Raw genomic sequence first — 585 nt, 5'->3', positions numbered from 1 at the left:
GGACGAGGTCACGTTTCTCGGTGGTGTCCGGCACGGGCTGACGATGGGCAGTCCGGTGGCGGTGATGGTGGGCAACACCGAGTGGCCGAAGTGGGAGCTGGTGATGTCGGCCGATCCGGTGGATCCGGAGGTGCTGGCGAATCTGGCGCGCAACGAGGCGCTGACCCGGCCGCGTCCGGGGCATGCGGATCTGGCGGGGATGCAGAAGTACTCGATCGACGAGGCGCGTCCGATCCTGGAGCGGGCGAGTGCGCGTGAGACGGCGGCCCGGGTGGCGCTGGGTGCGGTGGCGCGTTCCTACCTCAGGGAGACCTGCGGCATCGAGATCGTGTCGCACGTGGTGGAGCTGGCCGCTGCCAAGGCTCCGGCCGGTGTGCTGCCGCTGCCTTCGGACGAGGCCCGTCTGGACGAGGACCCGGTGCGCTGCCTGGACGCGGAGGCGAGTGCGGCGATGGTGGCGGAGATCGACCGGGCGCACAAGGACGGTGACACGCTGGGTGGTGTGGTCGAGGTGCTGGCGTACGGGGTGCCGGTGGGCCTGGGTTCGCATGTGCACTGGGACCGCCGTCTGGACGCCCGGCTCGC

Annotated in this window: 1 protein-coding gene; it reads left to right on the top strand. The window is 70.9% G+C overall.

What is annotated here, in order from left to right; translation table 11 throughout:
* Nucleotides 1-585 (top strand): chorismate synthase (locus UK12_RS32965; RefSeq protein ID WP_045306891.1); only part of this gene is annotated, 585 nt, incomplete at both ends.

This window comes from Saccharothrix sp. ST-888 (assembly GCF_000955975.1).
In the GTDB taxonomy this organism is placed as follows: Bacteria; Actinomycetota; Actinomycetes; order Streptomycetales; family Streptomycetaceae; genus Kitasatospora.
The sequence above is the reverse complement of the archived record's forward strand: the minus strand, read 5'-3'. Positions and strand labels throughout refer to the sequence as shown.